This is a genomic window from Pseudarthrobacter sp. 1C304 (assembly GCF_052245515.1).
In the GTDB taxonomy this organism is placed as follows: Bacteria; Actinomycetota; Actinomycetes; order Actinomycetales; family Micrococcaceae; genus Arthrobacter.
In genome coordinates, this window is sequence record NZ_JBQQCH010000002.1 from 413,937 (window position 1) to 439,338 (window position 25,402).

General features: G+C 68.5%; 27 protein-coding genes. 19 read left to right on the forward strand and 8 right to left on the reverse strand.

The annotated features are described in order from the left end of the window. Window positions 1-62: 62 nt before the first annotated feature. Window positions 63-737 carry a LuxR C-terminal-related transcriptional regulator gene (locus ACTWQD_RS05975; protein WP_443195228.1) on the reverse strand — a complete coding sequence of 225 codons (675 nt, stop codon included), beginning with the start codon at window positions 735-737 and terminating at the stop codon, window positions 63-65. Beyond that, the gene (locus ACTWQD_RS05980) at window positions 734-2,206 is read right to left on the reverse strand and encodes an ATP-binding protein (RefSeq protein WP_443195229.1); all 1,473 of its coding nucleotides are present in this window, start codon (window positions 2,204-2,206) and stop codon (window positions 734-736) included. The genes ACTWQD_RS05975 and ACTWQD_RS05980 overlap by 4 nt, the downstream gene beginning before the upstream one ends. 124 nt (window positions 2,207-2,330) lie before the next feature. Here ACTWQD_RS05980 and ACTWQD_RS05985 point away from each other — a divergent pair, with 124 nt between their 5' ends. The 5 genes from ACTWQD_RS05985 (at window position 2,331) to ACTWQD_RS06005 (ending at window position 6,580) form a co-directional block, all read left to right on the forward strand. Beyond that, window positions 2,331-4,052 (forward strand): PspC domain-containing protein, encoded by a 1,722-nt coding sequence (locus ACTWQD_RS05985; RefSeq protein WP_443195230.1) that lies wholly within the window; start codon window positions 2,331-2,333, stop codon window positions 4,050-4,052. 1 nt (window position 4,053) lies between these two features. Further along, complete coding sequence (locus tag ACTWQD_RS05990) at window positions 4,054-4,317, forward strand: hypothetical protein (protein ID WP_443195231.1); 264 nt, start codon at window positions 4,054-4,056, stop codon at window positions 4,315-4,317. 3 nt (window positions 4,318-4,320) lie between these two features. Next, window positions 4,321-4,575, forward strand: a complete 255-nt coding sequence (locus ACTWQD_RS05995) for a PspC domain-containing protein (RefSeq protein ID WP_443195232.1) — start codon at window positions 4,321-4,323, stop codon at window positions 4,573-4,575. 173 nt (window positions 4,576-4,748) lie between these two features. After that, window positions 4,749-5,774 carry a 6-phosphofructokinase gene (locus ACTWQD_RS06000; protein WP_066436793.1) on the forward strand — a complete coding sequence of 342 codons (1,026 nt, stop codon included), beginning with the start codon at window positions 4,749-4,751 and terminating at the stop codon, window positions 5,772-5,774. A 95-nt stretch (window positions 5,775-5,869) separates the two neighbouring features. Continuing rightward, window positions 5,870-6,580, forward strand: a complete 711-nt coding sequence (locus tag ACTWQD_RS06005) for a GNAT family N-acetyltransferase (RefSeq protein WP_443195233.1) — start codon at window positions 5,870-5,872, stop codon at window positions 6,578-6,580. 24 nt (window positions 6,581-6,604) lie between these two features. On the opposite strand, the gene ACTWQD_RS06010 is transcribed toward ACTWQD_RS06005, so the two are convergent. From ACTWQD_RS06010 to ACTWQD_RS06035, 6 genes are all read right to left on the reverse strand, one after another. Beyond that, window positions 6,605-8,125, reverse strand: coding sequence for a DHA2 family efflux MFS transporter permease subunit (locus ACTWQD_RS06010; RefSeq protein WP_443195234.1), 1,521 nt, complete (start codon window positions 8,123-8,125; stop codon window positions 6,605-6,607). A gap of 45 nt (window positions 8,126-8,170) precedes the next feature. Beyond that, window positions 8,171-8,569, reverse strand: coding sequence for an ankyrin repeat domain-containing protein (locus tag ACTWQD_RS06015; RefSeq protein WP_443195235.1), 399 nt, complete (start codon window positions 8,567-8,569; stop codon window positions 8,171-8,173). Next, entirely contained in the window at window positions 8,566-9,648 is a 1,083-nt protein-coding gene (gene ygfZ / locus ACTWQD_RS06020) for a CAF17-like 4Fe-4S cluster assembly/insertion protein YgfZ (RefSeq protein WP_443195236.1), read from the reverse strand. The genes ACTWQD_RS06015 and ygfZ overlap by 4 nt, the downstream gene beginning before the upstream one ends. Before the next feature lie 22 nt (window positions 9,649-9,670). Then, entirely contained in the window at window positions 9,671-10,405 is a 735-nt protein-coding gene (locus ACTWQD_RS06025; RefSeq protein ID WP_443195237.1) for a flavodoxin family protein, read from the reverse strand. A gap of 91 nt (window positions 10,406-10,496) precedes the next feature. After that, window positions 10,497-11,111 carry an FABP family protein gene (locus ACTWQD_RS06030; protein ID WP_066436767.1) on the reverse strand — a complete coding sequence of 205 codons (615 nt, stop codon included), beginning with the start codon at window positions 11,109-11,111 and terminating at the stop codon, window positions 10,497-10,499. A 182-nt stretch (window positions 11,112-11,293) separates the two neighbouring features. Continuing rightward, window positions 11,294-12,028 (reverse strand): permease, encoded by a 735-nt coding sequence (locus ACTWQD_RS06035; RefSeq protein WP_443195238.1) that lies wholly within the window; start codon window positions 12,026-12,028, stop codon window positions 11,294-11,296. 254 nt (window positions 12,029-12,282) lie between these two features. Between ACTWQD_RS06035 and ACTWQD_RS06040 the strand changes: the two genes are divergently transcribed. From ACTWQD_RS06040 to asd, 14 genes are all read left to right on the forward strand, one after another. Then, a complete protein-coding gene (locus tag ACTWQD_RS06040; RefSeq protein WP_443195239.1) occupies window positions 12,283-12,981 on the forward strand; it encodes a winged helix-turn-helix transcriptional regulator in 699 nt (232 codons plus the stop codon). Between the two features lie 288 nt (window positions 12,982-13,269). Beyond that, the gene (gene mshD, locus ACTWQD_RS06045) at window positions 13,270-14,244 is read left to right on the forward strand and encodes a mycothiol synthase (protein ID WP_443195240.1); all 975 of its coding nucleotides are present in this window, start codon (window positions 13,270-13,272) and stop codon (window positions 14,242-14,244) included. Between the two features lie 114 nt (window positions 14,245-14,358). Next, on the forward strand, window positions 14,359-16,623 hold the full coding sequence (locus tag ACTWQD_RS06050; protein ID WP_443195241.1) for an RNA degradosome polyphosphate kinase: 2,265 nt from the start codon (window positions 14,359-14,361) through the stop codon (window positions 16,621-16,623). A gap of 11 nt (window positions 16,624-16,634) precedes the next feature. Continuing rightward, a complete protein-coding gene (locus tag ACTWQD_RS06055; RefSeq protein ID WP_443195242.1) occupies window positions 16,635-17,612 on the forward strand; it encodes an NUDIX hydrolase in 978 nt (325 codons plus the stop codon). Window positions 17,613-17,718: 106 nt separating this feature from the next. Further along, window positions 17,719-19,377, forward strand: coding sequence for a hypothetical protein (locus ACTWQD_RS06060; protein WP_443195243.1), 1,659 nt, complete (start codon window positions 17,719-17,721; stop codon window positions 19,375-19,377). Next, complete coding sequence (locus ACTWQD_RS06065; protein WP_443195244.1) at window positions 19,374-19,778, forward strand: GntR family transcriptional regulator; 405 nt, start codon at window positions 19,374-19,376, stop codon at window positions 19,776-19,778. Before ACTWQD_RS06060 ends, ACTWQD_RS06065 begins: the two co-directional genes overlap by 4 nt. A 33-nt stretch (window positions 19,779-19,811) precedes the next feature. Beyond that, the gene (locus tag ACTWQD_RS06070) at window positions 19,812-20,615 is read left to right on the forward strand and encodes a thymidylate synthase (protein ID WP_443195245.1); all 804 of its coding nucleotides are present in this window, start codon (window positions 19,812-19,814) and stop codon (window positions 20,613-20,615) included. Next, on the forward strand, window positions 20,612-21,202 hold the full coding sequence (locus ACTWQD_RS06075) for a dihydrofolate reductase (protein ID WP_443195246.1): 591 nt from the start codon (window positions 20,612-20,614) through the stop codon (window positions 21,200-21,202). Before ACTWQD_RS06070 ends, ACTWQD_RS06075 begins: the two co-directional genes overlap by 4 nt. Before the next feature lie 4 nt (window positions 21,203-21,206). Continuing rightward, window positions 21,207-21,425 (forward strand): NF038396 family protein, encoded by a 219-nt coding sequence (locus ACTWQD_RS06080; RefSeq protein WP_443195247.1) that lies wholly within the window; start codon window positions 21,207-21,209, stop codon window positions 21,423-21,425. 171 nt (window positions 21,426-21,596) lie between these two features. Next, a complete protein-coding gene (locus ACTWQD_RS06085) occupies window positions 21,597-22,679 on the forward strand; it encodes a hypothetical protein (protein ID WP_443195248.1) in 1,083 nt (360 codons plus the stop codon). A gap of 9 nt (window positions 22,680-22,688) precedes the next feature. After that, the gene (locus ACTWQD_RS06090) at window positions 22,689-23,342 is read left to right on the forward strand and encodes a hypothetical protein (RefSeq protein ID WP_443195249.1); all 654 of its coding nucleotides are present in this window, start codon (window positions 22,689-22,691) and stop codon (window positions 23,340-23,342) included. Then, window positions 23,329-23,730 carry a hypothetical protein gene (locus ACTWQD_RS06095; protein ID WP_443195250.1) on the forward strand — a complete coding sequence of 134 codons (402 nt, stop codon included), beginning with the start codon at window positions 23,329-23,331 and terminating at the stop codon, window positions 23,728-23,730. Before ACTWQD_RS06090 ends, ACTWQD_RS06095 begins: the two co-directional genes overlap by 14 nt. A 92-nt stretch (window positions 23,731-23,822) precedes the next feature. Beyond that, a complete protein-coding gene (locus ACTWQD_RS06100) occupies window positions 23,823-24,155 on the forward strand; it encodes a hypothetical protein (protein ID WP_443195251.1) in 333 nt (110 codons plus the stop codon). Window positions 24,156-24,257: 102 nt separating this feature from the next. Continuing rightward, window positions 24,258-25,400 (forward strand): aspartate-semialdehyde dehydrogenase, encoded by a 1,143-nt coding sequence (gene asd / locus ACTWQD_RS06105; RefSeq protein WP_443195252.1) that lies wholly within the window; start codon window positions 24,258-24,260, stop codon window positions 25,398-25,400. Window positions 25,401-25,402 lie beyond the last annotated feature (2 nt).

The following is a 25,402-nucleotide window of genomic DNA, read 5'->3' on the forward strand; positions in this document are numbered from 1 at the left end:
GCTATCACTTTTGGTCCCTAAACCACGGTTGTAGGAACCAAAAGTGATGGCGCATCTTTGGGTTAAAGAAGCCGGCGTTCGGCGGCCCAGCGGGTGAGTTCGTGCCGGCTGGAGAGCTGCAGCTTCCGCAGCACCGCCGAGACGTGGGTTTCCACGGTTTTGATCGAGATGAACAGTTCCTTGGCGACTTCCTTGTAGCTGTAGCCCCGGGCGATCAGCCGCATCACCTCGAGCTCGCGGGCGGACAGCCGGTCCAGCTCGTCGTCGGCGATGTCCGCCGGTGCTGTCCCGAACGCATCCAGCACAAAACCCGCCAGCCGCGGCGAGAAGACGGCGTCCCCGCCCGCCACACGCCGCACCGCGTCGGAGATTTCGGCCCCGGAAATGGTTTTGGTGACGTAGCCGCGGGCACCCGCCCGGATCACCGAGACCACGTCCTCGGCCGCGTCCGAGACGCTCAGGGCCAGGAACCGGATGCTGCCCAGCAGGGGCACGGAGCCGGCCAGCACCTCCCGGCCGCCGCCCCCGAGCCCGCCCGGCAGGTGGACGTCGAGGAGCACGACGTCGGGGCGCACGGCGGCGATCACGGCGACGGCTTCCTCCACGGTGCCCGCCTCCCCGGCCACCACGATGTCCGGGTCCAGGTCCGCCTTCAGGCCGGACCGGAAGATCGCGTGGTCATCCACGATCACCACCCTGATCCCGGGGGCAGGGTTTCCCTCTTCGATGGTGCTCACAGTCGCGCCTCTCCGTTGCTGTTGTTGGCTGCCGCGCCAGAAGCTGTCCCCGCGGCCTGCGGAAGCCGCAGCCGCACCTCGGTGCCGTCCGGGCTGCTGGTGATGACGGCGGTGCCGCCGTGGCGGTTCATCCGGCCCACAATCGATTCGCGGACGCCCAGCCGGTCGGCCGGAACGGCGTCCGGGTCGAAGCCCGGGCCGCGGTCCTTGACGAACACCTCCGCCGCACCGTCTGTGACTTCCAGATAGACGGACACGGCGCCGCCGCCGTGCCGGGCCGCGTTCAGCATGGCTTCGCGGGCGGCCTGGACGAGGGCCTCGTGGCGTTCGGTCATGGCGCAGTCGCCCACGGTGACCACCTCGACGGCGTGGCCCAGGGAGTCTTCCACTTCGGCAGCTGCGGCGTTGATGCCCTCGGAGAGCTGCCCGGCGTCCTTGCCGGGATCCCGGTACAGCCATCCCCGCAGTTCGCGCTCCTGGGCGCGGGCCAGGCGGACGACGTCGGTCTCGTTCCCGGCGCGCCGCTGGATCAGGGCGAGTGTCTGCAGCACGGAGTCGTGGAGGTGGGCGGCGATCTCGGCGCGTTCGGTGGCGCGGACCCGCCCGGCGCGCTCCGCCTCCAGGTCACGCCAGAATTTCAGCCCCCAGGGCAGCAGCACCAGGGCCACGCCGCCCAGCACCGCCACCGAGGACAGCAGGGCGAGCCAGGTCTGTTCCCAGGATCCGGAGCCGGACACCATCACCAGGACCCCTGCCACCACCAGGGCCAGCCCCGCGGCGAGGCGCGTCCAGCCGCCGGCCTGGTCTGCTTTGGTCTTGTCCACGAGGCCGGCCCGGCGCGTCTCATCAAGCTGCATCCAGGCGATGGCCGCACCACCCAGGATGGCCGCCACCGGTATGAGTGTCCCCAAGGGAACGTCAACGCCCAGTACACGGGCGATCATAATCGCGGCGGCCAGCAGCAGGCCCGCCCCGAGCAGGATCTCCTTGCCGTAGCGCATGCCCGTGACCCTGCCCCGCCAGGAATCGGCAGATACTTGCCCCTCCGACACCGCCGCCGGCGCTGCGGTTGTTCCTGCGGCTGCGCTCCCTGCGGCCGCACCCGGGTCCGGCGGCGAGGACGTGGTGAAGGCGGCGGCGTACGGCTGGGCAGGGTACCGCTGAGTGGCGTAGGGCTGAGTGGCGTAGGGCTGCGATGCGGGAGCGGCGAACGGTGCGCTCACCGCCGGGGCAATGGGCGACGCCGGCTGGCGGGCGTTGCGCTTGGCGCTTTCGTCCGCGGTGGGAACCATGATCCAGAGCCAGGCGTAGAACGCGACGCCGGCGCCGCCGGCGAGCGCGGCCACCACCATGCCGATCCGGACCATCTTCACCGGCCAGCCCAGGTGCCGGGCCAGGCCGGCGCAGACGCCGGCAATCACCCGGTCGCCCCCGCGGACCAGCGGCGGGCGGTAAGCGGCGGTTGTCATGAGTCAATCCAAGCACGGATCAGGGGTTCCCGGACCCGTTTCCGGCGCTGACCGGGGGCGACTCAGGGACAGTTCAGGGTGTTCCCCAGTAGAGCGGATCCGCGGCTGACGGGAGGATCGAAGTATGAATCCGCACACTGACCTCCCCGATGAAGGACGCGGCGCCTCCGGCCGCGCTGCCGGGCACCCGGGCGACCAGCCTCCTGCAGAGGAACCTTCAACACAGAAGCCCTCCGCACAGGCACCGTCCGAGCAAAAACAGTCCGAGCAAGAACAGTCCGCACAGGAACCCTCCGCACAGGCACCGTCCGAGCAAGAACCGTCCGCGCAGGAACCCTCCGGACACGACGCCGGCAAGACGGCACCGCTGGATACGTCCGCCACCCTGCCCCTGGACTTCCCCGCCGGTACCGGCGCCCCGTTGCCGCCTCCCCCGCCGCCGCCCTACTACGGCCCGGCCGGCGGACCGGGCCATGGCCCCGCCGACGGACCGAGCTTCGGCCCGACTCCCCCGCCCGCCGGCGCCCCGCCGCAGAATTTCTTCGACTGGATCCGCAGCCAAGGGATCCACCGGGGCCGCGAGCGCTGGGTGGGAGGTGTGGCCAGCGGCATCGCGGGGCGTTTCGGCGTTGACCCGCTTATTGTCCGGGGCATCCTGATCGTCCTGACAGTCTTCGCCGGCGTTGGTGTGCTCCTCTACGGCATCGCCTGGGCCCTCCTGCCCGAACCTGACGGCCGCATCCACGTCCAGGAAGCCGCCGCCGGCCGCTGGTCGTCCGGGATGACCGGCGCACTGATCACCACCGTCGTCGGCTTCCCCGGCCTGGGCGCCGGCGTCTGGGGCTGGGACCGCTACGGCTTTGTCCCCTTCCTCTGGACCGTTTTCTGGGTGGGCGGCGCCATCTACCTCATCTACTACCTGACACAGCGCAACAAGTCCCGGAACGGAGTTCCTGCCATGACGTCGAGCCCCCAAGCCGGCAGTACGGCCGGCCCCGGCTACCCGCCGAACCCCGCAGCGGTGGACCCTGCCGGGTCCTCAACCCCCACGGCGTCCTTCGCCAGCGCCGGGTACGGCGCGTCTGACACCCTGCCCCGCTACGGCGGGGACTCCGCGGCGCCGGGGTGGGGCGCACCCCCGCCCGCCGGCACCACCCCTCCGCCCGGCGGCGGCTACCGTCCGGTGCCCGGCGGACCCGTCCCGCCGCCCAAGGCCCGGAACTTCGGCCCCGGCGCCCCCGCCGTCGCGGTCACCACCGGCCTCGCCCTGCTGGTGGGCGGCGGCCTCAAGGCCCTGGACGTCGCGAACGTGATCGACCTCGGCACGGCCAGCAACGCCATCGTCTGGGCCAGCGCCGCAGTGGTGCTCGGCCTCGGCATCCTGGTCGCCGGCCTGAGGGGCCGCACCTCGGGCATCCTCGGCTTCTTCGCCGCGGTGGCGCTCATTGTCGGCGGCATCTTCAACGTGGTGCCCGACGGCGACCGCTTCCGTCCGCAGAACGCGGACTGGTCACCGGTGAGCATCCAGCAGGCCCTGGACGGGTTCGACATCACGGCCGGCACCGGCACCGTGGACCTGACCCGGCTGGCGCTGAACCCGCCGCTCAGAACCGACCTGGTGGTTCCCATCGATGCCACGGCCAGCAACCTCACGGTGATCATCCCGGACACGGTTCCGGTGGAGGTCCGCGCCGACATGACCATGGGCAACCTCAATGAAGGCAGCCAAAGCCACGGGGGCATGACCTCCCAGCAGAGCAACTACAACACCGGCGAGCCGGGAGCGACGCTGATCGTGAAGATCGACGGCACCTTCAGCAACGTCACCATCAAGGAAGGGAACTGACATGAGCACCCACGACGCACCGACAAGCGGCCTGGACGGCCTGGAGCCGGGGGACGATTCCCCGGCACGCGTGGGCACCATCGTGTGGGGGCTGATCGTTGTAGCCTTGGCGGCCCTGATCATCATCTCCCAGCTGGGCCTTGTGGTCCTCAACGGCACATACGTGGCGATCGGCCTGATGATCGGCGCCGGGGCCGCGCTGGTGATCGGCGGGCTGCTCTCGGCCCGGGGACGTGACAAAGCAACATCAACAGGGAAGTCTTGAACCATGGAAAAGTTCTTCAGCACCGTCAGGGGCCTCGGCCTGAAACGTGGACCGCAGCGCTGGTTGGGCGGTGTCTGCGGCGGGATCGCCGTCAAGCTGAACGTGGATGTGGCATTCGTCCGGATCGCTTTCCTGCTGTTCGCGCTGCTCCCCGGACCGGCGTTCGTGATCTATCTGGCCGCCTGGGCGCTGCTCCCGGACCAGCGGAACGCCATCGCCCTGGAGTCGTTCCTGGCGAAGCGCCAGAAGCGGCTCTGACCAACCCTCCGCAAGGAGACTGCGTGCCCCTGCCACCGGCGGGGGCACGCCCCTTTGCCGCTGGCCGCCCTGTAACCATTTGTGTCCTGCCCCACACCCGCCACTAGACTCTAGGGTGAGCTCAGCGTGGCGCTCTGCCTGTAAAACCTTCGAACCAGGATTTGAGCCGAGACATGAAAATTGGAATCCTCACCAGCGGCGGAGACTGCCCCGGACTGAACGCCGTCATCCGTGGCGCCGTCCTCAAAGGCATCGCCGTCCACGGCCACGAATTCGTGGGATTCCTCGACGGCTGGCGCGGCGTCGTCGAGGCCGACACGATCGACATCCCCCGCACCATGGTCCGCGGCATCGCCAAGCAGGGCGGGACCATCCTTGGCACCTCACGCACCAACCCGTTCGAGAACAACGGCGGCCCCGAGGTCATCAAGGCCAACATGGAACGGCTGGGCATTGACGCCCTCATCGCCATCGGCGGCGAAGGCACCCTGGCCGCGGCCAAGCGGCTCACCGACGCCGGCCTGAAGATCGTCGGCGTCCCCAAGACCGTGGACAACGACCTCGACGCCACGGACTACACGTTCGGGTTCGACACCGCCGTCGAGATCGCCACGGAGGCGATCGACCGCCTCCGCACCACCGGCGAATCCCACCACCGCTGCATGATCGCCGAGGTGATGGGCCGCCACGTGGGCTGGATCGCCCTGCACGCCGGCATGGCCTCGGGCGCCCACGCCATCCTGATCCCGGAGCAGAAAGCCTCCATGGAGCAGATCGCCGAGTGGGTTGTCTCGGCCCGCGACCGCGGCCGCGCGCCGCTGGTGGTCGTGGCCGAGGGCTTCGTCCCGGACGGCCAGGAAACCCCGCACTCCGAACGCGGACTGGACACCTTCGGCCGTCCCCGGCTGGGCGGGATCTCCGAGCGGCTGGCCCCGGAACTCGAAGCCATGACCGGCATCGAAACCCGGGCCACGGTGCTGGGCCACATCCAGCGCGGCGGCGTCCCCACCGCCTTCGACCGGGTCCTCGCCACCCGCCTGGGCATGGCCGCCATCGACTCCGTCGTCGAAGGACGCTGGGGCACCATGGTGTCCCTCAACGGCACCGACATCGTGCACGTGGGCTTCGACGCGGCGCTGGGCAACCTCAAGACCGTGCCGAAGTCCCGCTACGACGAGGCCGCCGTCCTCTTCGGCTGAGCGGCCAGGGCCCCTGCACCGCGGTCCTCTGCACGGCGTCCTCTGCACGGCATCCTCTGCACAGCGCAGGGCAGGCCGGTGGGTAGGGTGGAGGCATGACTCTTGAGCCCGGTTCGGTGGACATCATCCAGCTTGCGTGGGAGCGCCATTTGGGGCTCGGCGACGGCGCGTTCACGGCCGCTGCGGGCCAGCGCATCACCCATGCGGATGAGGACGCCCGTGCTGTCCAGTTCATCCGGCTGTTCGGAAATTCGGTCCTGGTGGGACCACAGTGGGCGCTGGACGCCGCCGTCGGGCTGCCCGACGAGGAACTCGCCCAGCACGTGACCCTGCTGACCATCACCCGGGACCACGGCGGCCACGGGCTCGGCGCCGCGGCGCTTTTCTTCGCGGACGATCTGCCCCTGCGGCAGCCCTCGGAGGAACTGACCGTCTCGCACGGCAACCCGGAAGCGATCGAGCTGGAAGCCGCCTGCCCGCCCGACGACGTCAACGAGGTGGGCCTCTCGGACCTCGACCACCGGTTCACCATCATGCACATGGAGGACGGCCGCCGCACCCCCGTGGCTTGCGGCGCCTACACCGAGTGGGAAGGGATCCTGGCCCAGATGGGTGTGCTGGTGGCCCCGCAGTGGCGCCGGCGGGGGCTGGGCTCCCTGGCGGCCTCCATTGCGGCGCACGAGGCGCTCGCCGCAGGCCTGACCCTGCAATGGCGCTCCGATGTCAGCAACAAGGGTTCCCTGGCCGTCGCCCGGAGCCTGGGCTTTACCTCCGGCGGCATCCAGACCAGCGTGCTGCTGGGCTGATCCGGCGGCCACCGCCCGACCTTTCTAGGTGGCCTGCGCTCTGTCCGCCCCGGCTGTCGCTACCGGCTGGCCCGCGGGAGGGCCCCAGCCCTGCAGGGGCTGGGGCTTGGCGAAGAACAGCGCTACTGCCGCGCCGAGCAGGATCACCGCTGCCGGCAGCAGAATGGACTGCGCCATCGCCGTCGAGAATCCCGCCTGCAGGGCCTCCGGCAGCATCCCGGCGGACTGCGCGGCCTCCGCCTCGCCGGGCGCCCCCGGACCCGCGGGGAGTTCGGCGGCCAGCCGGGCCTGGATCAGCACCGCGATGGCGGCGCTGCCCAGGACGGCCCCGATCTGGCGTGTGGTGTTGTAGACGCCGGAACCGGCGCCGGCCAGCCGCGGCGGCAGGTTCCGGGTAGCGGTGGTGCTCAGCGGCGCCCAGATGCCGGCGTTGGCGAAGCCCAGCACCGCGCTCGGCAGCAGGAACAGCAGGATGGGCGTGTCCGGCTGCATAAGGACGGCGTTCCAGCACAGCGCCGCGGACATCAGCAGCAGGCCCGTGGCGGTGATGAATTTCGGATTGACCCGGTCGATGATCTTCCCCACCACCGGTGCCAGGCCGCCGGAGATGAGCGCCATAGGCACCATCATCAGCGCGGATTCAGTGGGCGTGAGGCCCCTGACCAGCTGGAAGTAGAAGATCAGCGGCAGGTTGAAGGCAGTGACGGTAAAACCAACCGTGGTGATGCCGACGTTCGCCAGCGAAAAGTTGCGGTCCTTGAACAGTGACAGCGGCAGCAGCGGCTCACCCTTGTTCACCTTCTGCCATACGACGAACGCCGCCAGCACGGCGACCCCGGTGAGGATGAGGCCCCACACCGTGATGGGTCCGGCAATGGTGCCCCAGTCGTAGGTCTCGCCTTCCTGGATTCCGAACACCACCAGGAACAGCCCGACGGCGCTGAGCAGCACACCGGGGATGTCGAACCTGTGCGGGTGGGTCTTCAGCGCGGGCACGTAGCGCAGGGCCAGGAAGAAGCCGGCGACGCCGACGGGCAGGTTGATGAAGAAGATCCATTCCCAGCCGAGGCCGTCGACAAGGAGGCCACCGAGGATCGGCCCTACGAGGGTGGCGACGCCGGCCGTGGCGCCCCAGATCCCCATCGCCGCACCGCGCCTGTCCGGCGGGAAGGTCCGCGTGATGACCGCCATGGTCTGCGGCGTCATGAGCGCCGCGCCGAAGCCCTGGAAGACCCGGGCCACGATCAACATCTCCACGCTGGGCGACAGCCCGCACCAGAGCGAGGCCAGTGTGAACACCACCAGGCCCGACAGGTAAAGCCGTTTGGGTCCGAAGCGGTCACCCAGCCGGCCGGTGATCAGCAGCGGCACGGCGTAAGCCAGCAGGTAGGCGCTGGTCACCCAGATCACCGAGTTGATGTCGGCGTTGAGGCCTTCCATGATGCGCGGGTTGGCCACTGAGACGATGGTGGTGTCGATCAGGATCATAAAGAACCCGATCACGAGGGACCAGAGGGCCGGCCACGGCCGGGCGACGATTTCCATGCAATTCCTTACCGCGCAGGTCCGCCCGCGGGCGGAGGTGCCGCATCAGCCGAACAGGGCCAAGATGTCCTGCCGCTGGAACATGTGCGCGGCCGCACGGGCCGAGGGGGTCCCGGCGTCGGGGTCCGCCCCTGCGTCGACCAGGACCTGCACAACGTCCGGGTAGCCCTTGAAGACGGCCCCGGCCAGCGGCGTCTGGCCGCGGTCGTTGGCGGAATCCGCCTCCCCGCCGTGGCTCAGGATGAGCCGCACGGTATCCGCGTGGCCGTGGTAGGCCGCCAGCATCAGCAGCGAATCCCCGGCCGCGTTGGTCATGGTTGCCGGGACACCGGCGGACAGGTAGCCGGCCAGCAGAGCTGTGTTGCCCTCGCGGGCGGCGTCGAAGAGCGCGTGCGCCAAAGCCAGGGTTTCCTGGTCCGGGGCGCCGGGTTCCCCGGCGGTCACCGGGTGCCCCGCAGGAAGCCGGTCTGGCGGCCCACAACCTGGCCGGCGTCGGGCGCCACAATGATTTCCTGCGCCGCCGTGTAGGGTTCCTCGCCGTCCAGGACAGTCAGGACCTCCTCCGGGGCCACCGAGCGCTTGACCACGGCCAGGGCGATGGGCCCCATTTCGTAGTGCTGCGCCACCGACGTCACCGTACCCACCCGGCGTTCACCGGAACGGACGTCGCTGCCCACGGCGGGCATGGTGTGCTGCGAGCCGTCAAGCTGCAGGAACACCAGCCGGCGCGGCGGGTGGCCCAGGTTGTGGACCCGCGCCACGGTTTCCTGGCCCTTGTAGCAGCCCTTGTTCAGGTGCACGGCCGTGCGGAGCAAGTCGAGTTCGTGCGGAATGGTCTTGTCATCGGTTTCGGCACCCCAGCGCGGCCGCCAGGCAGCAATGCGCAGCGCCTCGGCGGCCCAAACGCCAGCGAGCGGGCGCCCGCCGACCGTGTCTTCCAGTTCGGCGGCCGGGACAAGGTATTCGAACCAGGGGCGGTCCAGTCCGGGGTGGGCGTCCTCCCCCACAACGGCGTAGGAGTAGCCGCCGGCGCCCACGTGCGGCCACGGGTCTTCCCAGGCCAGCAGCCCGGCCCATTCCGGCACGGGCCGCGTGCTTCCCAGCACGGCCCAGTCCGCCGACACGTCGGCGATCTCGACGCGCAGCATGAACTTCATTTTGTTGAGCCACTCTGCCAACGGCCCGGCCTCGGCCGCCTCGACGATCAGCCAGGTGGTGGCGCCGTCGTCCACCACCCGCGCGTCGAATTCGATCCGGCCCTGCACACTCAACAGGAGCAGTTCGCTGGACTGCCCGGGCGCGAGGTTCGTGACCTGCTGCGAGGACAGCGTATTGAGCCAGCTCAGCCGGTCCGGTCCGGTGACGGTGACGACGCCGCGGTGGGACAGGTCCACGACGGCGGTGCCGCCGGCCAGCGCCCGCTGCTCGCGCAGCGGCTCGCCGTAGTGGGAGGCGACGCCGGCGTCAGCGCCGCCGGCCTCGACGGCGCCGGGGCGCGCCAACAGGGGGCTCTTGGTAGTCATATGTAGTAGAAGTCCTCAGCGTTCAGCGGTATTCCGGATTTTCGAAGTCAAACCTGGTTCCGGCTTTCCACGCCTCGGGCAGATTGCCGTAAGCGGGAATGCCGCCAGCATCCTTGAGCATCCGGGCCAGGTGGAGCAGGTTCCACGTCATGAACGTGGTGTTGCGGTTGGTGAAATCGCTCTCCGGCCCGCCCGAACCCTCATCGAGGTAGCTCGGGCCGGGGCCCACGGCGCCGATCCAGCCGGCGTCGGCCTGCGGGGGGATGGTGAATCCGATGTGCTGGAGGCTGTACAGGACGTTCATGGCGCAGTGCTTGATCCCGTCCTCGTTGCCGGTGATCAGGCAGCCGCCCACCTTCGGATAGAACGCCCACTGGCCTTTGTCATTGAGCTCGCCGGAGTGGGCGTAAAGGCGTTCGATCAGTTTCTTGGTCTGCGAGGAATTGTCGCCCAGCCAGATGGGCCCGGCCACCACCACGATGTCTGCGTCCTTGACGGCGGGATACAGTTCGGGCCATTCATCGGTGGCCCAGCCGTGCTCGCGCATGTCCGGGTAGACACCGCTGGCGATGTCGTGGTCCACCGTGCGGATGACACGTGTGGTGACGCCCTGTTTGTCCATGATGTCGCGGCTGACATCGATCAGGCCCTGCGTGTTGGAGGTCTCGGGGGACTTCTTAGGGGTGCCGTTGAAAAACACGGCCTTAAGGTCGCTGTAGTCAGCGGTCCCTGCGGAATGTGCGGCGGTGGCGTTCACTTTAGTGCTCCCTGCGGTCGCTTCGGACAACGGAAAAACAGTGAGGCCCCGGCCCCGGCGCGGCGTCCCGCTCAGAAGAGCGAGTCCGCGCTTAGCGGACCTTGGCGAGAATGGCGGAGGCGTGCGCTTCCAGGCCGCTGCCGCCGGCAGCGCCCTTGCCGGTGGCCACGTCCCACCGCCAGAGCAGGTTGCCGTCCACGAGCCCGAAGATCCTGGTCGCGGCGGTGTACTCCTTGGAGTGGCTGCCGCGCATCACCATGTCGGTGCTCAGTTGGATCTGCGGGCCTTTGATCTGGCCGTAGTACAGCTCGGAGATCCCGCCCGGATGGGAGATCGACACGGAGATGTCGAAGCCGCCGTCCTTGTTGCGCAGGGCCTCGACCTCGTCAGCGCTCTTGAGCACGGGAACGATGTCTGCCGGGATCAGGCCCGGGCCGCCGTCTTCCTCGCGCTGTTTACGCTCCAGGGCCCAGAACCCGGTTTCCACGGTGAGGGGACGCAACTTGGTGCCCTCGTCGTCGGTCAGCCAGCTTTCGGCCCGGTACTGCAGGTACGGCAGGCCATTGTGGGTGAAGGAGACGTGCTGCAGGAAGTGCTCGGAGTCCTCTTCCCCGGCCCCCAGCCGGCCCCGGCCCTCCCACTCACCAATGAGCCAGGACAGCGGGACGATTTCCGGAGTCAGATCTGTTGGAATTTCAATCGGCACAGCGGTTACCTCTGCAAACGACGGGACTCGGCGGGCGGTGACTTCCGGTGGTTACTTCTGGCCCTTGAAGAGCCGGTACACCACAAACCCTGCAAACCAGGCCATGGCCAGGCTGGCAACGCCGAGAAGGACAAGGAAGAAAATTTCAAATGCAAGTACGGACATGATGCCATCCTAACGCGTTAGTAGATGAGTAGTTTGTCTATGAAGTAGGCAAGCGAGCCGACGGCGGAGACCGGGCCCAGCCCCATCCCGAGCGCGGCCGCGAACCCCAGCGGCGCACCGCGGAGGATCACCAGCCGGCGGAAGCTCATGAGCACGGCACCGACCACGACGCCGACGATCGCGGCGGGGACCACGGCGATGTCGGAAAACACCAGGCCGGCGAGCGGGCCGGCGAGCCCGGCGCCGACGACGCCCAGCGGCGCCACAATCCGGTCGGGCCAGCGGATCAGGCCGGCCAGCAGCGCGATCGCGGCGCTGATCGCGGCCACCAGGACCATTTCACGGACCCCCACGAACCGGGAGCACGCGATCCAGCCGGCACCCAGGCAGGACAGCAGCACGCCGGCACAGGAACCCAGGGTGGACTCCAAGCGCTGGGCTTGTCCCGTGCCGCGGATCAGCTGCATCACGAAGACCGCCATCACGCCCGCGGCCATGAACGCCGGTGTCCAGTCCAGGAAGCCTGGTGCGGGAAGGTAGGTGGCGGCGATGGCGGCGCCGACGCCGGGCAGGCCGATCAGCACGGCCAGGGTCTTTTTCGCGGGGATGCCGAGGAAATGCGGCCAGCCGATTCCGACGCCGGCGGCGGCGAGCACCATCACCGCCAGCAGGGCCTCCGGCGAGGTGTATGACGCGCCGACGATCGCGGCGAGCGCGGCCAGGCCGATGGCGCCGATGGTCCAAAACTTCACTGTGTACCCGGCATCTGTTTGTCGGCCATCTTTCTTCCGGTCATCGTCGTACCTTCGCTCACTGCGGACCCCGCTTCGACCTGGTCTTACGTCTTGGGTGCGGGTCCCGACGGATCAATCCTGCCCTATGTGACCGTTTTGTGTCGCAAATGGAGCGGCGGCAGGGGAACGAACCGTGTCCGGAAAGGGGCCCTTGGGTATACTCAACTCAGCTACAGACGCCCAACGATGCGCGGACACCCCTTGGAGGAAACATGTCGCACATCCTGCTACTGACGAACAGCACCGGCTCATCGGTGGACGTCCTGCCTGCACTGGAACTACTGAACCACCGGGTCCATATACTCCCCGCGGAACCCACCGCGCTGCTTGAGACCGACCCCTGCGACATCGTCCTGCTCGATGCCCGCAAAGACCTTGTCGGCGCACGCTCCCTGACGCAGCTTTTGAAGGCCACCGGCCTCAGCGCTCCCCTGATGCTCATCCTGACCGAGGGCGGCATGGCCGCCGTGTCCTCGGCGTGGGCCGTGGACGACATCCTGCTGGAGTCCGCCGGGCCCGCCGAGGTGGAGGCCCGCATCCGGCTGGGCGTCGCCCGCGCCGTCCCCGACGTGGACGATGCCCCCAGCGAGATCCGGGCCGCCGGCGTGGTCATTGACGAGGCCAGCTACACCGCCCGCGTCAACGGTGCACCGCTGAACCTGACCTTCAAGGAATTTGAACTGCTCAAGTACCTGGCGCAGCACCCCGGCCGGGTCTTCACCCGCCAGCAGCTCCTCACCGAGGTCTGGGGCTACGACTACTACGGCGGAACCCGCACCGTGGACGTGCACGTCCGGCGCCTCCGGGCGAAGCTCGGTGCTGACCACGAGAACCTCATCAGCACGGTCCGCAACGTCGGCTACCGCCTGACCCTGGCGCGGCAGCCGGAGGAAGAGTTCACCGAGGCGTAGGCGCCCGCTGGCGCTGAGAGCCCGATTGTGGGCCCGGCTTCCGATAGAAGCGCCGGCACCACGAAAAAAGCCCCGGACCAAGGTCCGGGGCTTTTGTTCGATATTGAGTGGAGGACATACGGGTCGAACGTATCGAGGCCACCCCAGTGGTGGATCCCCCTCACATCCGGTCTCCCGGATGAGATAACGACTATACGTAACTTGCGCCGTAACTCCAAAATCGGCCCCGGCGCGGAAGCTCCGGACAGCCCCGCGCCCCAACAGCTCCGCACCGTATAGCCTTGCACCATGAGTCCCGCACATCCTGAAAACTGGCCCGTGCTCGCCGCGAAGGGAGCAGCGGATGCGCAGCTGCTGAAGGACATCCGGGCCCTCGCGGCCGCTTCAGAGGAATCGGACGGCAACCCGCCGCTGTCCGAACAGACCCTGGTGATGCTGCGCGCCGCGGACCCCGCAGGCGCCCACTCCGTCCTCACCCTCGCGCTGTACTCCCCCGACGAGAAGTCCGACCCGGCGACGGCGCAGGACCTGGCCGGCGTCGCCGTCGTCGTTGAGGAAGCGGACGGCACGGGAGTGCTGGAAGTCGCCGTCCACCCCAGTTACCGCAACCAGGGCGTGGCGGACCGGCTGGTCGGCGAACTCCGGGACACCCGCGGCTTCGCGGGACTCAAGGCCTGGTCGCACGGCAACCACGAGGCCGCGGCCGAAATCGCCGCGCGCTACGGCTACGGGCCCGTCCGCGAGCTGTGGAAGATGCGGCTTGCCGGCGGGGCGGCGGAGCTCCCCGATGTCCCGCTGCCGGACGACGTGGCGGTGCGCGCCTTCGTCCCCGGCCGGGATGAGGAGGCCTGGCTCGCCGCTAACCGCGCCGCCTTCGCCCACCACCCGGAACAGGGCAACATGACCCGCGCCGACCTGGACGCCAGGATGACCGAGCCGTGGTTCGACCCCGCAGGGTTCCTGCTGGCCGTCGACGCCGCGGACCGGATCCTCGGCTTCCACTGGACCAAGGTGCACCCCCGGCACGGCGACCACCCCGCCATCGGCGAGGTGTACGTGGTGGGCGTGACCCCTGCAGCCCAGGGCACGGGGCTGGGGAAGGCACTGACCGTAGCCGGGATCCGGCACCTGCAGCACCAGGGCCTGCACGCGGTCATGCTGTACGTGGATGCGGACAATATTCCGGCCGTTTCCCTCTACCGGCGGCTGGGTTTCACCCGCTGGGATGTGGACGTCATGTATGCCCCATTGGAGGGGCGTTAATCCAGTCGGCGGACATCTGGGCTGCGCGCGGGGAAATCTGCGCTCTCCGGGCGCTGATAGCGAGTTGAATGCTTGTAAGGTTGAAGCTAAATCGCGCCAGCATTAGGAGAGACCATGCAACCGGAATCTGCCCGGACAGGTACGTCTGAGGCCGCCACGTCAAACAAACGGACCCGGCCCGCGCGAGCCCAGTTCGGTTCCTCCGAAGTGCCCGCCTCACGCGCCACCCAGGACCGGATCGACATTCCCGAATTCGCGCCGAACCTTGAGCCCGAGGGCGACTTTAGCCAGGACCGCTTCCTTGACCGGGAACTGAGCTGGCTGGCCTTCAACGCCCGCGTGCTGGAGCTCGCCGAAGACCCCAACCTGCACCTGCTGGAACGCGTCAGCTTCCTGTCCATCTTCGCGTCCAACCTGGATGAGTTCTTTATGGTCCGCGTCGCCGGACTGAAGCGCAGGATCGCCACCGGCCTGGCCGTCCCGTCCCCGGCCGGGCTCAGCCCGGTGCAGGTCCTGGAGCAGATCAGCGAGGAAGCACACCGCCTGCAGCAGCGCCACGCCCGTGTCTACGCCGAGCAGATCCGCCCGGCGCTGGCCTACGAGCACATCCACCTCATGCGCTGGGAGGAACTCGACTCCCAGGCCAAGGACCAGCTCAGTGCCATGTTCGCCGAGAAGGTCTTCCCGATCCTCACGCCGTTGGCTGTGGACCCGGCCCACCCCTTCCCCTACATTTCGGGGCTCTCCCTGAACCTCGCCGTCGTGGTCCGCAACCCGGTCAGCGACAAGGAGCTCTTCGCCCGGCTCAAGGTCCCGGACCAGCTCCCCCGGCTGATCTCGATTGACGGCCCGCGCGCCGGCTCGGTGCCCGGCCGGGTGGCACGCTTCATCGCCCTCGAGGAAGTCATCGCCGTCCACTTGGACCAGCTCTTCGCCGGGATGGAAGTGCTGGAACACCACACCTTCCGCGTCACCCGCAACGAGGATGTCGAGGTCGAAGAGGACGACGCCGAGAACCTGCTGCAGGCGCTCGAAAAGGAACTGCTGCGGCGCCGGTTCGGGCCGCCCGTCCGGCTTGAGGTCACCAACGACATCAACCCGAACATCCTGGCGCTGCTGATCCGCGAGCTCGGCGTCGAGGAATCCGAGGTCTACTCGGTCCCCGCCCCGCTGGACCTCCGCGGCCTCTCGGTGATTGCCGGGATCGACCGGTCGGACCTGCACTACCCTAAGCATGTCCCGCACACGTCCCGCTACCTCAACGAATCGGAAACGTCCAAGGCGGCCAACGTCTTCGCGGCGATGCGGCGGCGGGACATCCTGCTGCACCACCCCTACGATTCCTTCTCCACCTCGGTGCAGGCGTTCCTGGAACAGGCGGCCGCGGACCCGAAGGTGCAGGCCATCAAGCAGACGCTGTACCGCACCTCGGGCGACTCGCCGATCGTCGACGCCCTGATCGACGCCGCCGAGGCCGGCAAGCAGGTCCTGGCCCTCGTCGAGATCAAGGCCCGGTTCGATGAGCAGGCCAACATCTCCTGGGCCCGGAAGCTGGAGCAGGCCGGCGTCCACGTGGTGTACGGCATCGTGGGCCTCAAGACCCACTGCAAACTCTCGCTTGTGGTGCGCCAGGAGGTGGACGGCCTGCGCCGCTACTGCCACATCGGCACCGGCAACTACCACCCGCGCACGGCCCGCTATTACGAGGACCTGGGCCTCCTCACGGCCAACGAGCAGGTGGGCGAGGACCTTTCGCGGCTCTTCAACCAGCTCTCCGGCTACGCCCCGAAGTCGACGTTCAAGCGGCTGCTCGTGGCGCCCCGTTCCGTGCGTTCCGGGCTTATCGACCGGATCGAGACCGAGATCCGCAACGCCCGGGCCGGCCTCGCCGCCCGGGTCCAGATCAAGGTGAACTCGATGGTGGACGAGGCCATCATCGATTCCCTCTACCGGGCCTCCCAGGCCGGCGTCCCGGTGGACATCGTGGTTCGCGGCATCTGCTCCCTGCGCCCGGGTGTGCCCGGCCTCAGCGAGAACATCACGGTGCGCTCCGTGCTGGGCCGCTTCCTGGAGCACTCCCGCGTCTTCGCCTTCGCCAACGCCGGGGACCCGGTGGTCTACATCGGTTCGGCGGACATGATGCACCGCAACCTTGACCGCCGGGTGGAAGCCCTGGTCCAGCTCACCAGCGGGGCCGACACGACCTACGTCATGGACCTGCTGCGCCGGTACATGGACCCCGCGACTGCCAGCTGGCACCTGGACAACCAGGGCGAATGGACCCGGCACCACCTCGCCGAGGACGGCCAGAACCTTGAGGACATCCAGTCGTGGCTGCTTAACTCCCGCTCGCGGCAGCGCTCGGCAGGGCTGCGGTAGGGGCTTTGGCATTGAGTAGCGATGCACTGGTCGCCGACCAGACGGACCACCCCGGCGAGGACATCGCGGTGGTGGCCGCAGGGGCCCTGCCGTGGCGCCTGAACGGGGGCAACCAGGACAAACTCGAAGTCCTGCTGATCCACCGGCCGCGGTACGACGACTGGTCCTGGCCCAAGGGCAAGATCGATCCCGGCGAGACGGTGCCCGAGTGCGCCGCCCGGGAGGTCAGGGAAGAGATCGGGCTGACCGCGCCGCTGGGCATCCCGTTGCCGTCCATCCACTACCACGTTGCTGCGGGGCTGAAGGTGGTCCACTACTGGGCGGTCGACGTCGACGGCGCCGCCCTGCTGCCGGACGGCAAGGAAGTGGACAGCGTCATGTGGTGCTCGCCGGAGCGGGCGGCCCGGCTGCTGAGCAACCCGAGCGACATCACCCCGCTGGAACACCTGGCCGACGCCCATGCCCGCGGCGAGCTGAAGACGTGGCCGCTGGTGATCGTGCGCCACGCCAAGGCCAAGCCGCGTTCGTCCTGGTCCAAGGCCGAAGGTGACCGGCCCCTGGCCGCCACCGGAATGCGTCAGGCCCAGGCGGTGGGAAGGCTCCTGCAGGCGTGGAAGCCCAAGCGCGTCGTTTCCAGCCCGTGGCTCCGCTGCGTGGCCACCATCGCGCCCTACGCCAAGGCCACCGATGCGAAGGTAAAGCTCAACGAAGCCCTCACCGAGCACCGGCATAACCGCCACCCCCACAAGACGGCCGCCGCCGTCGAAGGCCTCTTCGACAAGCACCGGGCTGTGGCACTGTGCACGCACCGCCCGGCCCTTCCCACGGTGTTCGCCCAGCTCGGGAAGCACATGGGTCCCCGGCTGCGCGCACTGCTGCCCGACGCCGACCCGTACCTGGCCCCCGGCGAGATCGTGGTCTGCCATGTGGCGCACCACAGCAAGGACAAAGTGGTCGCGGTGGAACGGTTCAGGCCCTTCGACGACTGAGGTCCTTGACCCGGGTTCCTGCCGGCCTTAGTTTGTATCAAACACTTGATACATTGCCGCTGACACAAGTCATTGACACATTGCCGCTGAATCTTTGGGGGATTTCATGCCGGTCCAGTCCGATCTGCCGCTGCTGCTGTTGCTCGGCCCGCTCCTTGCCGCCCTGGTGGTCTACCTGGTGTTGCGGTGGGTGATCTGGGCGCCGAACTCGGGGACATCCCCGACGTCGGTGTCCGAACACGCGCTGTGGGTGGGCGTCATCGGCTGGCTGACGAGCTCCCTCCAGGGGGCGATGAACCTGGGCATCATTCCGGCGGATCCTATGGCCGGCGGCGCCCTGACCCGGGCGGAGACTATCGCCCCGGCATTGCTGTGGCCGGTGCTGGGCTGCCTGACCGTGCACGCCCTTGGCCAGGTAACCTACCCGGGACCGCGGCGGATGCGGCGGCAGGCCGTCCTGTCGGTCCGCCGCATCCGGGACTTCCTGCCCCGGCGGCTGGCCCTCACCACGGCAGCCATCTTCCTGACCGCCGCCGCGGCCATCGCCCGGACGGCCACCCTCCCGGGATTCGCCGCCGTAGCCCCCACCACGGTCCGCGACGGCCCCAACAGCTACAGCTACTACAGCGGCGGCGGTGACGGCCGCATCCCCGGGCCGGAACTGGCCGGATGGCTGGGCGCGGCCCTGCTGGTGCTGGCCGGCGGGACGTGGCTGGTGCTGTGGCTGATAGCCCGCCGCCGCCAGCTGGAGAGCCTCGACGCGGGCGACAATGCCGTCCTGCGGACCATCGCCATGAACCGGCTGCTGCGGACGGTCGCCACCGTGGCGGCGGGGCTCGGCATCATCGCGGGTAACTTCGCGGCACGGCCCGACCCGGCGCAGGGACCACCGTCCTGGTCCAATCCGGCCGCACTGGCGGGCATGGCGGTGCTGCTGGTCATGTGGGCGTGGCGGCCGCCGCGGCTCGCCGCCGCCGAGCTGGGCGTGCGGAACCGCCCCGAGGCAGGGACCGCCGCCGGCCGCCAGCACCCGGCCGCCCGCCTTGTCTCCTCCCTCGGGGTGCTGCTGGGCGTGGCAGCCGCCGTGCCGCTGGCTGCCAGCGCCTTCCTGGCCCAGGCCCTCGCGGCGGCCGGCGGCAGCGGCAGCTTTACCGGCGTCGTGGCGCTGATGGCCGCCCTGGTGCTGCTGGTCATTGCCGCCGGCGAAGTCCTGCTGCACCGCAACCATGGACGCCCGGACGCACCGCGCCCGTGGCCGCGGCAGCCGGTGAGCCCGGCCCTGCTGACCACCGCCGTCCTGGCGCTGCTGGCCTTCCTCGTCGTTCTGACGGTCACGGCCGCAGGGCACGCCCGACTCGGAGCAGGCCCGGACTGGGTATCGGCCCTGCTGTTGACGGCCGGCGTGGGCGCCCTGGCCCTTCCGGCGCTGCTCCTGGCCAAGCGCCGCCGGGGAATCCCCGACGCCCCCGCCGGCCTCGACGCGGCACTGCGCGCCATCACGGTCCACCGGGTGGTGCGGACCCTCGCGGCCACCCTCACCGCCCAGGCAGCTGCCCTGCTTCTGACCCAGAGCAACGCCTGGGCCGAGGTACTTGGCCGGGCAGCTTTCGGGGAGACGGACCCCGCCGCCACATCCTGGTGGCCGGCCATCGCGGCCGGCGCCGTCCTCGGCGTCGCGGCCACGATCATCGCCGTCATCCCGGTGCGTTCCCTGGCCCGGCCGGCTCCCGCCCCTCCCCCGCCGAGGAAGGAAGTCTCCGCGTGAGCGCCGGGATATCCGTGGACCTGGACTCGGCCACGCCGCCGTATGAGCAGATCCGGGCGCAGGTGTCCTCACTGATCGCCATCGGTGCCCTGGCCCCGGGCGCCCGGCTGCCGACGGTCCGGCGTCTGGCGGCCGATCTCGGCATCGCCGCCGGTACCGTTGCCCGGGCCTACCGGGAGCTGGAGCAGTCGGGGCTGATTGAAACGCGGCGGCGCAACGGCACCGTGGTCGCCGGAACGCCGGCAGCCCTCCCCCGGCACGAAACCCCGGCGCCGGCGGCCGTCGCCGGGACCTTGACCGCCGCCGTCGACCGCTACATTGCGGAAGGCCGCAAGGCGGGACTGGACGACGCCGCGCTCCTGGCAGTCCTGCGGACAAGGCTCGGCCAGCGCGACGGATAAGGACGCAAAGCCAGTTCTCAGTAGACTGGGAGGGTGAGCATTCCAACGCCCTATGAAGACCTGCTGCGCGATGTCCTTGAACACGGCACGCACAAATCGGACCGGACCGGGACCGGCACGCTGAGTGTGTTCGGCCGCCAGATGCGGTTCGACCTCAGCAAAAGCTTCCCCCTGATCACCACCAAACGCGTGCATTTCAAGTCCGTCGCCGTGGAACTGCTCTGGTTCCTCCGCGGGGACACCAACGTCAAATGGATGCAGGACCAAGGCGTCACCATCTGGAACGAATGGGCGGACGCCGACGGCGAACTTGGTCCGGTGTACGGCGTGCAGTGGCGCTCCTGGCCCACGCCCGACGGCGGCCACATCGACCAGATCGCCGAGCTCATCGAGAACCTCAAGGCCAACCCGGATTCCCGCCGGCACATCGTTTCGGCCTGGAACGTCGCCGAGCTCAAAGACATGGCCCTGCCGCCCTGCCACGCGTTCTTCCAGTTCTACGTGGCCGACGGCAAGCTGTCCTGCCAGCTCTACCAGCGCTCCGCCGACACCTTCCTGGGTGTCCCGTTCAACATCGCCTCCTACGCCCTGCTGACCTGCATGATCGCCCAGCAGACCGGCCTGGAACCCGGCGAATTCGTCTGGACCGGAGGCGACGTGCACATCTACGACAACCACATGGACCAGGTCCTCAAACAGCTCGCCCGCGAGCCCTATGAGCACCCCCAGCTGAAGATCACCCGCAAGCCGGCGTCGATCTTCGACTACACCCTCGATGACTTCGAGGTGCTCGGATACCAGCACCACCCGACGATTAAGGCCCCCATCGCCGTATGAGCAACGAGACCAGCCACACTCCACAGCCCGCCGACTTCACCGGGAACGTCCGAGGCACCGTCACCGGCCTCGGCGTTGTCTGGGCCCAGACCAGCACCGGCGTCATCGGCAAGGACGGCAGCATGCCGTGGCGCCTGCCCGAGGACATGCAGCACTTCACCCGGCTCACCACGGGCCACCCGGTGGTCATGGGCCGCAAGACCTGGGAATCGTTTCCCGACAAGTACCGGCCCCTGCCCGGGCGGACGAACATCGTTATCACCCGGCAGGAAGGGTGGGGCGAGACGGCGGCGGCGGAAGGCGCCATCGTGGTCAAGTCCCTGGACGACGCGCTCCTGGAATCCCAGTTCGCGCCCGGCCACGAAATGGTCTGGATCATTGGCGGCGGCAACATCTATGCGCAGTCCATGGACCTGGCCAACGTCGCCGTCATCACCACCATCGACACCACCACGGAGGGCGACACGTTCGCCCCGGAGCTCGGCTACGACTGGGCCATGGGTGCGAGCCTGCCGGAAAACGGCTGGGAAACAGCCGAAAACGGCACCCGCTACCGGATCACCGTGTGGCGCCGGAATGAAGGCTAAGGACATGCTGCAGAAACCCGAAACCCTGTTTGTCCTTGGCTACATGCTGCTTCCGCTGCTGGCGCTCCTGTCCGCGATCGTGGGGCTGACCATGATCCTGGGCGGCAACAAGATTGTCGGCGCGATCGTGCTGGTGGTGGTGACGCAGGCGTTCGCGTTCGGTGCTTTCTTCGCGCTCCGGAAGCGCAAGCACGCGCTGCTGGCAGAGCACACCGGCGAATAACACCACCGCCGGGCTGCGCCCTGCGCCGGGCCACTCGGCGATGGGGAGATCACCCCATCGCCGGCCGCTGGCGTTCCGGCTACATTGGTGCCGGTTAGATACGCACACCGCAATGCACCGGGTCCGCGACGACGCCGGTTAGGCTGATGCAGGTAAAAGGGGGATGCCGCTATGGCAGGAAACTTATGGGGCGCGGACGTCGCCCAGCTGCGGACACTTGCACAACAGTTCGGCAAGACGTCCGAGACACTGCTGCAGCAGTCCACCACCCTGACGTCGGCCATCAACGGCAACACTGCGTGGAAGGGGGCCGACGGCGCCCGCTTCAAGACCGAGTGGAACGGCAACCACCGGGCCCTGATCCAGAAGACCGCGATGGCGCTCAAGGAAGAGTCCAAGCGGCTGATGACCCACGCCGAGCAGCAGGAGAAGGCCAGCAACGCGGCGTTCGGGGCGGGCGGCGGGCCGCTGCTCAGCCCCGGCGGCAACGGGACCAATGCGGGAGCGCTGCTCGGCGGCGCGCTGCTCGGCGGCATCGGCGGCCTCCGTGCCGCCATGCAGATCCAGAAGTACCTCAAGGCACCGCTGACCCTGGCCAAGCACGCAGGCCAACTGGGCTGGGTGCTGAAAAACCAGCGCGCCGACTTCATCAAATCCTTCATCCAGGGCAAGCACCGGATCGGCGGCCCCGGCTTCGCGCCGCACCGCCTGCTCAGCAACCCCGCCCTCGACGACCTGCTCAGGGGTTCCGCGGCTGCCAACCGCGGCCTCGCCGCGATCGACAAGGCGTCCGACGTCGTCTCGCTGCGGAACCTGAACAAGTACATCGGGCCGCTGGGGAAGTTCGAGGGATTCTTCGCCGAGAAGCCCTGGCTCGGTGCCGGGACCAAACTGGAATGGCTCGGCAAATCCGGGCTTGCGCGGGGTCTCGGCTGGGCCGGCATCGGCTTCAGCGCAGTCGACTCGGTGCGCAGTTTCGCTGACGGTGACCTCAAAGGCGGCGCGGCCAGTCTCGGAAAGACGGCGCTCGGCGTCGGCTGCTTCCTGCCGCCGCCCGCCGGCACCGTCTGCCAGGTGGCCAGCGTCGGCATTGCCGTGTATGAGAACTGGGACACCATCTCCAGCGTCGGCAAGAACATCGGCGACGGCATCGTTGACGCGGTGAAGGACCCCGGCGAGTTCGTCAGTGACGCGGCGGACACCGTGAAAGATGCAGGTAAATCCGTGGCCGGATTCTTCGGCTTCGGGGACTAGGAGACCCACATGACTGTCCAGGATGAGACCCAGCAGGAGCCGCGGCTCGGCGTCGACGTGATCGGCTTCGGCGTGGGCGAGTTCGCCTACCTGCTCAATGTGTTCGAGGGGCCCGCACGGGACCGTTCGGTCAGCGTCTTCCGCGCCCAGGACATGGTGGACGACGTCACGCTGTCCACCGCGGGCGCATCGTCCCTGATGGCCCGGGACATGGCCACCATCGACGACGACGGCGACCTGGGCGTCACCGGCGTCGCCGCTGCGGTGGCCACGGCCCTCGGCCAGGCGACCCGGTGGACGGAAGTGTCCCTGCTCACCGGGGACACCATGGACAACGTGGTGCTGATTGAGGCCCCCGGCGTGGCGCTGATGCTGCAGCCGCGGCTGCTGGGGACCTGGTTCGTCTTCGCCCAGGACCCGTCGATCAGTTCCGCCGAGGCGACCCTCCGGGTGGTGCGCCAGCACGTCGAGCAGAACGCCGGCGGCTCCGCCTACCTGGTCTTCAAGACGCTCGACGCCGAACACCACCTGCTGGTCCGGCGCGAAGGAGAATCCTGGACCACCGGCATCCCCGATTTCGCCACCGACCAGGTCGCGGAGACCGAAGGCCTGGACGATGCGGCCCTGCTGCGCGCCATGGAGGAGTCCCGTGGCCAGGCGTAGCCAGGGCATGCCCCAGGAACCGGGGTATACGCCCGGACGCACCGGGGAGGAAAGCCTGCTCCACCGCCGGGCCGAGAACGGCGACATGGTGGCCTACACGCCGGATGAGTATGGCGTTAGGAAAGACGACGGCGTGGGCGTCATCAAGCCTGTCAACAGCTCCAACGGCTTGCTGTTCCTCGCCATTCTGCTGACCGTGGCTATGGGCGGACTGGTCTACTTTGTGGTCCAAGTGATCCTGCAGGATGCCTGGGCCATCGCCGGCGAGGTGTGGTGGGTGTTCCCCGCTTGCATCTTCCCCTTTGCCGCGGCCTGGTACAGCTATGCCAAGGAGCGCAAGGCCGAGAAACTGCGCCAGGCCCGGAACCTGCCCCGGCCGGTGGAGTAGCGTGCGTAGGACGAAGGATCCCCGTGGCGAGGCGTAGCAGGGACGTCCCGCAGGAGGCCGGTTACGTACCTCCCCCTCCCCCGGAGGCGCCCGTGAAGCACCGTTTGGCCGAAAACGGCGACATCGTCAGCTATACGGATGAAGAGTACGGGGTCCGGAAGGACGACGGCCTCGGCATCATCAAACCCGTGAACTCCTCGGGCGGCCTGCTGTTCCTCTCCCTCCTGATGACTGCCATGTTCGGGCTGATGCTCTACGGAATCGTTCAGATGGCCGTGACCGACCAGTGGGGAATCCTGGGAGAGATCTGGTGGATGTACCTGCTGGTTCTCTATCCGCTGTTCGCTGGCTGGTCCGGATACTTCAGGGAGCGCAAGGCCGAGAAGCTGCGCCAGGCCCGGAACCTGCCCCGCCCGGTGGAGTAGCCTGCCCGGTTAGGTAGCCAGGGCGGTCAACACGGCCGCCTGCCAGCCGGGCCGTGACGTAACCGACTGCGCGCCCCGGCCGGCAAAGTCTAAACTGGGCCCATGACTACAGCAGCTATCCCGTCCGTTGGCCTGGTCGGTTGGCGCGGCATGGTCGGTTCCGTCCTGATGCAGCGCATGCAGGACGAAGGCGACTTCGCCGGCATCAACCCGGTCTTTTTCTCCACCTCGAACGCCGGAGGTGCCGCCCCTTCGTTTACTGGTTCTGCCGGGGGCGACGCCGGCAAGCTCGAGGACGCGTTCGACGTCGAGACCCTCGCCAAGCTGCCGATCATTGTCACCGCCCAGGGCGGCGACTACACGAAGCGGGTGCACGGGGAGCTGCGCAGCCGGGGCTGGGACGGGCTGTGGATCGACGCCGCGTCCACCCTGCGCATGAACGACGACTCGATCATTGTGCTGGACCCGATCAACCGCGACGTCATCGACAAGGGCCTGGTCAACGGCACCAAGGACTTTATCGGCGGCAACTGCACCGTCTCCTGCATGCTGATGGGCCTGGGCGGGCTGTTCAAGAACGGCCTCGTCGAGTGGGGCACCTCCATGACGTACCAGGCGGCCTCCGGCGGCGGCGCCCGGCACATGCGCGAGCTGCTGAACCAGTTCGGCACGCTGAACTCCCAGGTCAGCACGGAACTGGACGACCCGGCGTCGGCCATCCTGGACATTGACCGCAAGGTCCTGGCCCACCAGCGCAGCGACATCGACGCCACCCAGTTCGGCGTCCCGCTGGCCGGAAGCCTGATCCCCTGGATCGACGCGGACCTCGGCAACGGCCAGTCCAAGGAAGAGTGGAAAGCCGGGGTGGAGACCAACAAGATCCTCGGCACCACCGGCGATGAGCGCATCATCATGGACGGGCTGTGCGTCCGGATCGGCGCCATGCGCTCGCACTCGCAGGCGCTCACCCTCAAGCTCCGCGAAGACCTCTCCGTGGCTGAGATCGAGAAGCTCCTGGATGCGGACAACGAGTGGGCCAAGGTGGTGCCCAACACCAAGGAAGCGTCCATGACGGACCTCACCCCCGTGGCCGCTTCCGGCACCCTCGACATCCCGGTGGGCCGCATCCGCAAGCTGGAGATGGGCCCGGAGTACATCAGCGCCTTCACCGTGGGCGACCAGCTGCTGTGGGGCGCGGCAGAACCGCTCCGGCGCATGCTGAAAATCGCCACCGGCACCCTCTAAGC